The sequence below is a fragment of the Streptomyces sp. URMC 123 genome (assembly GCF_051386515.1).
Taxonomy (GTDB): Bacteria; Actinomycetota; Actinomycetes; order Streptomycetales; family Streptomycetaceae; genus Streptomyces.
On the sequence record NZ_JBPQTV010000252.1, the window covers coordinates 1 to 9,324 of the forward strand.

A 9,324-nucleotide genomic window follows, 5' to 3' on the forward strand; every position below is an offset into this window, starting at 1 on the left:
ATTCGTACGGGTGCGCGGCGCCCCACCGCGACGGCGAGCGGGCCCCCCGCACCCGTACGAATCCTGCCCAGCCGTGCGCACAGCAGTGCGACAGCGAGGGCCAGCACGGCCAGTACGAGGCTCGTCGCGTCGAAGACGTCGGCGAAGTCGGAGGCGGTGACGTGGTCGCCGGGCGAGTCCGGGTTCGTCCCGAGCAGGGCTCGGTAGAGCGCGCCGATCGCGGCGACGCCCAGGGCCATGCCCGCCTGGGTGACCGTGTTCAGCACACCGGAGCCCGCCCCCGCGTCGTCCGGGTGCACACGCGCCAGCACCGTGTCGACCAGCGGTGCCACGACGAGCCCCTGTCCGAAGCCGGAGACGCCCATGACGGCGGCCAGCAGTACGGCTTGGCGCGTCGCCCCCGTATGGGTCACCGCCGGCACGGCGCAGAGGCCGGCGGCCATGAGGAGCGCGCCGACGACCGAGACCCGGATGCCGAAGCGGGCGGCCGGCTTCCGGCAGACGGCGGAGGCCAGGATGAACCCCACGCCGAGCGGAACGAACACCAGGCCGGCGTCCATCGGGAACAGTCGGATGCCCGACTGCAGGTGATACGTGAGCACGAGGAAGAGGCCCGCGTTGCCCGCGAAGAACGTCAGTACGGTGGCCATGCTGAGGGGGAAGCCGCGGGCCCCGAGCAGCCTGCCGGGCAGCAGCGGGGCGCTGCCCCGGGCCTCCAGCCGGCGCTCCCAGCGCAGGAACGCCACGGCCGTCCCGGCGGCCAGCACGAAGCACGGGTACGTCCACCAGGGCCAGCCCTTCTCGGGGCCGATGGTGAGCGGGACCAGCACGAGCGGCAGGAGCAGCGCGGTGAACACCACGCCGACGGTGTCCAGCCGCGGGCTGTCGGCACTGCGGCTCTCGCTCAGCGCCGGTGCGGCCGCGCACAGGATCACGACTCCGATCGGCACATTGATCAGGAAGATCATGCGCCAGCCCAGCCCCGCGACGTCCAGGTCGAGGAGGAGCCCGCCGCCGACCAGCCCGGCGATGACGCCTGCGCCGATGGCGGCCCCGTAGGCGCCCACCGCGCGGGCGCGGTCCCGGCCGTGGACGAAGACGGCGCGGATGAGCGACAGGATCTGCGGGGTCATCAGCGCCGCCGCGAGCCCCTGGAGGACGCGGGCCGCGATCAGCGTGTTCGCCGACGGGGCCAGGGCGCACAGGAGGGAGGTCGCCGTGAACGAGGCGACGCCGTACTGGAACACCTTCTTGCGCCCGGCGCGGTCGCCCAGCCGGCCGCCGGTCACCAGGCCCGCGGCGTACGCGATGACGTACCCGCCGATCACGAACTGGAGCTGCCCGAAACCGGCACGCAGATCGGACTGGATCTCCGGCGCCGCCACGTTCACGATGAACATGTCGATCTGGCTCATGAACATCGCGAGCAGCACCACGGCGAGTCCCGCCCAGTCCCGGGCGGCGGGCCCGGCTCGACCGAGGTCCGGGACCGTGCCCACCGGACTCGCTGACGTCTGTTCTTTCCCTAGCTCTTTCCCTGCTGATGCGCTCATGGCCACCACTGAATGTCGAAGCTCTACGGGACCTGCGCCCGGTGCCGGGCGGTCGGCGTACGATACGGAGTCTCGAAGCCCTACGTTTAGCGCTTAATTTAGAGCTGAATGTAGCACGTGAGGGGAGCCCCATGCAGACGCCACAGAAAGAGCCCGGTCAGGGTGCCGCTCAGGACGACGCCGTCGACGCGATCGCCGACGCCTGGCGCCGGGAGCGGCCGCAGACCCCGGTGACCTCCATCGGCGTGGTCACCCGGATCTGGCAGCTCGCCAAGCACTTCGGCGACGACCGGCGCCGGGTGCTGGCCGAGGCCGGCCTCGACCCGGCCACCCTCGACCTCCTCAGCGTGCTGCGCCGCAGCGGCCCCCCGTACACCCTGAGCACGCGGGAGCTCGCCGAGCAGTCCCTGGTGACCGCCGGCGCGATCTCCCAGCGCGTGGCCCGTGCCGAGCGGGACGAGCTGGTCACCCGCCGCCCCGCGCCCGGGCGTTCGCGGGCCGTCCTGGTGGCGCTCACCCCCGCCGGCCACGACCTGGTGGAACGCGTCGTCGACCAGGTGCTGTCCCGGGAGGTCGAGCTGCTCGACGGGCTGACCGCCGAGCAGCGGGACATCCTGACCGAGCTGCTGCGGACGCTGCTGGGCGATGTGCAGGAGAAGCTGAACGTCCGCGGGGTCTCCCACGTGGGTCACGCCTGACGGCGGCCGGGTTTTGCGGCCCCGCTACCCGCCGCGTGGCGCGGCCGTCGGATCGGCGGTGGGCGCGGCGTGGCGTTCGCGGCGGCCCAGCAGGACCGCCGCCACCCCCGTGCCGACGACCGCCGTGGCCGCGCAGACCCAGAACGAGACGGCCATCGCGTCCGTGAACCCGTTGAAGGCCGTCTCGCGCAGCGCGTCGCCCGCCCGGGGGCCCAGCTTCTCGGCCACCGCGGCCGCTCCGGCCACCGAGTCGGAGACCGCCTGGCCAGCCGGGCCGCCCAGCCGGGCCGCCGCCGGTCCCACCCGGTCGTCGTAGACGGAGGCGACCAGGCTGCCCAGCAGGGCGACCCCCAGGGCCGCCGCGACCTGGCGGATGGCCATCGTGAGCGCGATGCCGGTCCCGGTGCGGGTCGTGGGGAGCTCGCCGACGATGACGTCCATGGCGGTCGGCAGGGACAGCCCGAGGCCCAGGCCCATGACGGCCATGGCCACGGCGATCGGCCCGTAGCCCTCGGTGGTCGCGGTCCAGGCCCCGGCCACCAGCCCGGCGGCGAGCAGCACCGCGCCGGCCGTGATCGCCGTCCGCGGACCGAGGCGCTTGGCCACGACGTCGCCGATCCCGGCGCTGAGCATGAAGGTCACGATCATCGGCAGCAGACGCAGCCCGGTTCCGAAGGTGCCGTTGCCCAGGACGACTTGGAGGTACTGCGGCACGATGAACAGCACGCCGAACATCGTGAAGGAGACCACGGTCGCCACACAGGTGGCGCCCGTGAAGCGCCGGTTGCGGAACAGGGAGAGGTCGATGAGCGGCTGGGCGGCGCGGTTCTCCCACAGGACGAAGGCCACCAGCAGGGCGACCCCGCCGAGGAGCGCGCCGAGGATGAGCGGGTCGCTCCAGCCCTCGATGGGGCCCTCGATGATCCCGAACACCAGCATGGTGAGACTCACCGTGATGAGCAGCGCGCCGGGGTAGTCGACCCGGGGCTTCGCGGGGTCCTTGGTCTCCGGGACCAGCGCGCCGCCCGCGAGCAGGGCGATCAGGATGAAGGGGACGTTGATCAGGAAGACCGACCCCCACCAGTAGTGCTCCAGGAGGTAGCCGCCGACCAGCGGCCCCAGGGGCAGGCCCAGCATCATGCCGACCGACCAGACGGCGATGGCGCGCGAGCGCTCCCGCTCGGTGAACATCACCGGGACCAGGGAGAGGCTCAGGGGCGTGACGACCGCCGCCCCGAGCCCCATCAGGGCCCGGGCCAGGATGAGGGAGTCCGCGCTCGGCGCCCAGGCGCACCACACCGAGGCCACGCCGAAGACGACGAGGCCGGCGATCAGCACCCGCTTGCGCCCGAAGCGGTCCCCGAACGCCCCGGCCGGCAGCAGCAGTCCGGCGAAGACCAGGATGTAGGAGTCGGTGATCCACTGCAGATCGCGGTTGTCGGCGTTCAGATCCGTGGCGAGCGTCGACAGCGCGATGTTGAGGATCGTGGTGTCCAGCCCGATGATGAGCAGGCTCAGGGACAGCACCCCAAGTGCCCACCAGCGGTGCGGATATCGCTCGGGCTCGGAGTCTGCGTTCATAGGACGGCGCCTTTCCCTGTCGCCTGCGAGCGGGCCGGGCTCATTGTGATACTCACTCCCGAAGGGCGGTAGCCGTCAGTTCCGTTCTTCCCGCGGCGGGCCTGCGGATTCGAGGACGAGGGGGGCCAGGGACGCGCGGTCGAGTTTGCCGGAAAGGGTGAGCGGCAACGCCGGCAGATTGACGTAGACCGAGGGCAGCATGTGCCGGGGCAGCACCGTGCCGAGCGCCGTCCGCAGGTCCCCGGGGTCGACCGGGCCGTCCGTCGGCACACAGCAGGCGGCCAGCAGCGGCTCGCCGCTCGGCGCCTCGGTGAGGACGACCGCGCACTCGCGGATCTGCGGCAGCCGGTGCAGGGCGGCCTCGATCTCGCCGAGCTCGATGCGGAAGCCCCGCAGTTTGACCTGTTCGTCGCGGCGGCCGAGGAACTCCAGCTCGCCCTCGTCGTCCGCCACCGCGTAGTCGCCGGTCCGGTACCAGACCTGCGCGAAGTCGTCGAAGGGGAGGCGGACGAACCGCTCGGCGGTCAGTTCCGGGCGGCCGAGATAGCCGTGGGCGACCCCCGCGCCCGCGACATGGATCTCACCGGGCACGCCGGGCGGGACCGGAGCGGACTCCTCCAGCAGCGCGATGGTCAGATGGGGCAGGGCGCGCCCGATGGGGGTGCCCATCAGGTGCCGGTCGAGGGTCTCGGGCCCGATCACCGTGTCCGTGGCGTGCACCGTGATCTCCGTGATGCCGTACATGTTGTGCAGTTCGGCCCGCGGGGCGAGCCCGAGGTCGTACCAGCGTTGGATCACGGGCGCGCCGACCGCCTCGCCGCCGAACACCACGTACCGCAGGGCGGGCAGGGGGACGGGGCGGTCCTCCAGTCCGCGCACCAGATGGGCGAAGACGGAGGGCACTTGACTCAGGACGGTGACCCGCCGGGTGGCCAGCAGATCGGCCAGGGCCGCGGGGTCCGTGGCGACCTCCTCGGGGACGACGACGATCCGTCCCCCGGTGCTCAGGGCTCCCCAGATCTCCCACACGCTGAAGTCGAAGCTGGGCGAGTGGAAGAAGGACCAGACGTCGTCCGGCCCGAATGCGTAGCCCGGACAGTTCCCCAGCAGGGCGCGCAGCTGTGCGTGCCGGATCACGACGCCCTTCGGCGCGCCGGTGGAGCCGGAGGTGTGGATCACGTACGCCGTGTCGGGCGGCACCGGCGGGGCGGTGTCCGGGTGGCGCCCCGTGGGCACCACGGAGAGCCCGCGGCCCACGGAGCCGCCCACGGAACCGCCTACGGAGCCGCCCACGGGGAGTCCGCCGACCGCCGGGTCCTCGGTGACCACGTGTCCCACGCCGGTGTCGTCGACGAGGTACTCCTGACGGGCCGTCGGGTAGCGCGGGTCGATGGGGACGTAGCCGCAGCCGTGCCGCCAGATGCCCAGCATGCCCGCGATCACTCCCGCCCCGCGGCCCGCGCGCAGACCGACCAGACCGCCGGGCGGCACACCGGCCCCCTCCAGGGAGCGGGCGACGTCCGCGGCGGCCGCGGCCAGTTCCCGGTACGTCACGACCCGGCCGCGGTCCTCCACCGCCACGGCGTCCGGCGCCTTCGCCGCGACGCGCGCGAACATCCGCTCCATCCGCTCCATCCGCTCCTCGGCCTCCCCCGACCTCGCGGCGGCGCCTCGCGGCCGCCTCACAGCGGCATGTTCCCGTGCCACTTGGCGGACACCGGGCGGCGCTTCGTCCGCAGCACCCGCAGTCGCCGGACGATCTCGTCGCGGGTCGACGACGGCGTGATCACCGCGTCCACATAGCCGCGGTCCGCCGCGAGATAGGGGTTGCACAGGGTCTCCTCGTACGTGACCACGAGCTGCTTCTTGAAGGTGGCCGGGTCGTCGGCCTCCGCGATCTGCTTGCGATGCAGCACCTCGGCGGCGGCCTGCGCCCCCATCACGGCGATCTGCGCCGTGGGCCAGGCGAGGTTCACATCGATGCCCAGGTGTTTGGAGCCCATGACGGCGTAGCCGCCGCCGAACGCCTTGCGCACCACGATGGTGATCATGGGCACGCCGGCCTCGGCGTACGCGTAACCGAGCTTGGCGCCGCGCCGGATGATGCCACCGTGCTCCTGCTCGGCCCCGGGGATGAAGCCGGGCACGTCCACGAACGTCAGCACCGGGATGCCGAAGGCATCGCAGAAGCGGATGAACCGGGCGGCCTTCTCCGAGGCGGCGATGTCGAGGGCGCCACCCGCGTGCAGCGGCTGATTGGCGACGACCCCCACCGAGCGCCCCTCCACCCGGCCGAAGGCACAGAGCACGTTGCGGGCGAACAGCGCGGCGACCTCCAGGAGTTCGCCGTCGTCCACCACCCGCTGGACGATGGCGCGCATGTCGTACGGCCGGTTGTCGGCGTCGGGGACGGCCGTGTCCAGCCAGGTGTCGGGCTCCTCCGGGGTGGCGCGCGAGGGGGCGTAGACGGGCGCGTCCGCCTCGTTGTTGGACGGCAGATGACCGAGGAGGACCCGGACGTAGTCGAGCGCGTCCTCCTCGTCCGTGGCGAGGTAGTGGGCGTTGCCCGTGACCTCGTTGTGCGTACGGGCGCCGCCGAGGGTCTCCGGGTCGGCCTCCTCGCCGGTCACCGCCTTGATCACCTCCGGCCCGGTGACGAACATGTGGGAGAGCCTGTCCACCATGATCACGAAGTCGGTGGCGGCCGGGGAGTAGGCGGCGCCCCCGGCGCAGGGCCCCAGTTGGACGGAGATCTGCGGGACGACACCGGAGAGCGCGACATTGCGGCGGAAGATCTCGGCGTACTGGGCCAGCGAGGCCACGCCCTCCTGGATGCGGGCCCCGCCCGAGTCGTTGAGTCCGATCAGCGGGCAGCCGATCGACGCGGCGAGGTCCATCAGTTTGACGATCTTCTCGCCGTACACCTCGCCGAGCGTGCCGCCGAAGACGGTGAAGTCCTGGGCGAACACGCACACCGTCCGGCCGTCGACCGTGCCGTGGCCGGTCACCACGCCGTCGCCGTACGGGCGGGAGCGCTCCATGCCGAACTCGTGGCAGCGGTGCCGGGCCAGCTGTCCGAGCTCGACGAAGGAGCCCGGGTCGAGCAGCAGGTCGATCCGCTCCCGCGCCGTCAGCTTGCCCCGGGCGTGCTGCCTGGCCACCGCCGCGGCCGAGCCGGCCGACAGCGCCTCCGCGCGTCGGCGGGCGAGGTCGGCGCACTTCCCCACCGTGCCGGTGGACTCCCCCGGCACCACGGCCGGCCCCCGCTCAGCCCGCCGTGTCATGCGACGCCCCGCGGATCTCGTCGACGAGGGCCCCCACGACGGCGGGCGCGTGCTGGAGCAGGTAGAAGTGGTCCCCCTGGTACTGCCGGACCCGCACCGGCCGCGTCGACTCCGTCCGCCATCCGCGCAGTCCCTCCATCGTGGTCATCGGGTCCCGGGTGCCGCCGAAGACGGTCAGCGGGATGTCGAGCGGCTCGCCGGGCCGGTACCGGTAGCGCTCGCAGACGCCGAAGTCGGCGCGGAGCGACGGCAGCAGCACATTGATCAGTTCGGGCTCGGCGAGCACCTCGTCCGGCATGCCGCCCAGCGTGGCGACCGCCGCGAGGAACCGGTCGTCCGGCAGTCCGCTGATCGGGGCGTACGAGGGCACACCGCTCGGCGCGGGCCACCCGGAGACGCCCAGCAGCACCGGGGCCGGGGCGCCCCGGCGGCGCAGTTCCCGGGTGAGTTCAAAGGCCAGCAGCGCTCCCATGCTGTGGCCGAAGAAGGCGTACGGGCGCTCCGGCGGCCGCTCGGCCATCGCGTCGGCCAGGGCGTCGACGATCTCGCGATGGCCGGTCATCGCCGGCTCGCGCATGCGGTCCTGCCGGCCCGGCAGCTGCACCGCGCGCAGGGCGACGGAGCGCGGCAGCAGCGGCAGCCACGGCCGGAACGCGGGGGCGCTGGCGCCGGCGAACGGGAAGCAGATCAGGGTCAGCGACGCCTCCGGGCGGTCGTCGAACGAGACGAACCAGGGCGGCCGGCGCCCCGGGCGCGGCGGCCGGGCGAGGGGCTCCGCCGGGCGGGTTCGGATCATCGGGGGCCTCCGGTGGCGCGCCCCTCCAGCAGGGGGCGCAGATGGCGGGCGAGGACTTCGACGTTGGGCGGGTTGAGCAGCGTCAGGTGGTCGCCGGGGACGTCCACGATCTCCAGCCGCGGGGCCACGGCGTCCCACCCCAGGGCGCGGTCGGGGCGGTAGAACTCGGGGTCGTTGATGCCCTCGGGCATGGGTTCCCGCCCGAGGAACAGGTGCAGCGGGCCGTCCCAGGGCGCGGGCCGGTAGCCCCGCATCATGGCGCGGGCGGTGCGGACCGCTTCCACGGTGGCGCGGAACAGGTCGACGCCGATGTCCCCGTCGAGCACCTCCGCGACCCGCTGGTGGAGGAGGTCGAGCTGGCCCTGCTCGTCGAGCGGGAGCAACTCCTGTTCGGAGAGCCGCACCGAGCGGTGGAAGATCAGCTCGAAGACGCGTGCGTAGTGGTGGGTGCGGTAGGCGAGGAGTTCGCGCGGGCCGCCCCGGTCCGGCGGCGTGCCCGGCAGCGAGGACTCGAACAGGGTCAGCACGTCGACCTCCTCCCCGGCGGCGACGAGCTGCTGGGCCATCTCGAAGGCGACGAGACCGCCGAACGACAGGCCGCCGAGCCGGTACGGGCCATGCGGGAACGCCTGGCGGACGGCGGTCACGTAGTGCGCCGCCAGGTCCTCCAGTCGTTCGAACTGCCCGATGTCGGAGTGTTCGAGCATGTGGAAGGGCTGCTGGGGGCCGAGCTCGTCGGCCAGGAACTGGTAGACGAGCGTGTTCATGCCGGTCTGGTGGACGGCGAGGAACGGCGGTCGGCCGCCCCCCTCGCGCAGGGCGACCAGCGAGGAGCGGGCGCCGCGGCCGGTCCCCGGCCGCAGCACGTCGGCGAGTTCGGCGACCGTCGGACGGCCGAACAGCACCGCCAGGTCGATGTCCTGGTCGAATCGGCGCTGGAGCCGGGAGATCACCCGCATCGCCAGCAGGGAGTGCCCGCCCAGGGCGAAGAAGTTGTCGGTGACGCCGACGGGGCGCACGCCCAGCACGTCCTCCCACACCCGGCAGATCCGCAGCTCGGTGCCGTCCCGGGGGGCGACGAACGCGCCGGCCGTGTCCCTGGCGGGGCGGTCGGGGGCGGGCAGCGCGGTGGCGTCGGGGCGCCCGTGCCGGGTCAGCGGCAGGCTGTCGGTCAGGACGATCTCGTCGGGGACGAGGTGCGGCGGCAGGGGGCCCGCTTCGAGCGCGGCGCGCAGCCGTGGGAGCAGCAGGCCCTCCCGGCGGCGCGCCAGGGGGTCGTTGGCGCACTCCGGCCAAGGGCGCGGCGCGGGGCGCAGGGAGTCGGCGTAGGCCCACCACGGGGCCTGTACGGCCGCGTTCTTCGGCTCGCTCTCCGGGGCGGGCCCGGCGGTGGGTACGGGGGCGGGTTCGGT

The 9,324-nt window shown here is 73.2% G+C and carries 7 protein-coding genes; 1 reads left to right on the forward strand and 6 read right to left on the reverse strand.

What is annotated here, in order from left to right:
* Positions 1-1,499: MFS transporter (locus ACSNOD_RS23650; RefSeq protein WP_436769045.1), on the reverse strand; the 1,499-nt coding region annotated here is incomplete at its 3' end.
* A 185-nt stretch (positions 1,500-1,684) separates the two neighbouring features.
* Here ACSNOD_RS23650 and ACSNOD_RS23655 point away from each other — a divergent pair.
* Positions 1,685-2,251, forward strand: a complete 567-nt coding sequence (locus tag ACSNOD_RS23655) for a MarR family winged helix-turn-helix transcriptional regulator (RefSeq protein ID WP_436769046.1) — start codon at positions 1,685-1,687, stop codon at positions 2,249-2,251.
* 24 nt (positions 2,252-2,275) lie between these two features.
* Here ACSNOD_RS23655 and ACSNOD_RS23660 read toward each other — a convergent pair whose 3' ends face one another.
* The 5 genes from ACSNOD_RS23660 to ACSNOD_RS23680 form a co-directional block, all read right to left on the reverse strand.
* Positions 2,276-3,832, reverse strand: a complete 1,557-nt coding sequence (locus tag ACSNOD_RS23660) for a DHA2 family efflux MFS transporter permease subunit (RefSeq protein WP_436769047.1) — start codon at positions 3,830-3,832, stop codon at positions 2,276-2,278.
* 75 nt (positions 3,833-3,907) lie between these two features.
* Positions 3,908-5,518: an amino acid adenylation domain-containing protein gene (locus tag ACSNOD_RS23665; protein WP_436769048.1), complete on the reverse strand. Its 1,611-nt coding sequence runs from the start codon at positions 5,516-5,518 to the stop codon at positions 3,908-3,910.
* Entirely contained in the window at positions 5,515-7,116 is a 1,602-nt protein-coding gene (locus tag ACSNOD_RS23670) for an acyl-CoA carboxylase subunit beta (protein ID WP_436769049.1), read from the reverse strand. Before ACSNOD_RS23670 ends, ACSNOD_RS23665 begins: the two co-directional genes overlap by 4 nt.
* Positions 7,100-7,912 (reverse strand): thioesterase II family protein, encoded by an 813-nt coding sequence (locus ACSNOD_RS23675; RefSeq protein WP_436769050.1) that lies wholly within the window; start codon positions 7,910-7,912, stop codon positions 7,100-7,102. The genes ACSNOD_RS23670 and ACSNOD_RS23675 overlap by 17 nt, the downstream gene beginning before the upstream one ends.
* Positions 7,909-9,324: thioesterase domain-containing protein (locus ACSNOD_RS23680; protein ID WP_436769051.1), on the reverse strand; the 1,416-nt coding region annotated here is incomplete at its 5' end. The genes ACSNOD_RS23675 and ACSNOD_RS23680, both read right to left, overlap by 4 nt.

Excerpts from the sequence above, each read along its gene's own strand:
- ACSNOD_RS23675 (WP_436769050.1), bottom strand. The coding sequence starts at position 7,912 with ATGATCCGAACCCGCCCGGCGGAGCCCCTCGCCCGGCCGCCGCGCCCG.
- ACSNOD_RS23655 (WP_436769046.1), top strand. The coding sequence starts at position 1,685 with ATGCAGACGCCACAGAAAGAGCCCGGTCAGGGTGCCGCTCAGGACGAC.
- ACSNOD_RS23670 (WP_436769049.1), bottom strand. The coding sequence starts at position 7,116 with ATGACACGGCGGGCTGAGCGGGGGCCGGCCGTGGTGCCGGGGGAGTCC.
- ACSNOD_RS23660 (WP_436769047.1), bottom strand. The coding sequence starts at position 3,832 with ATGAACGCAGACTCCGAGCCCGAGCGATATCCGCACCGCTGGTGGGCA.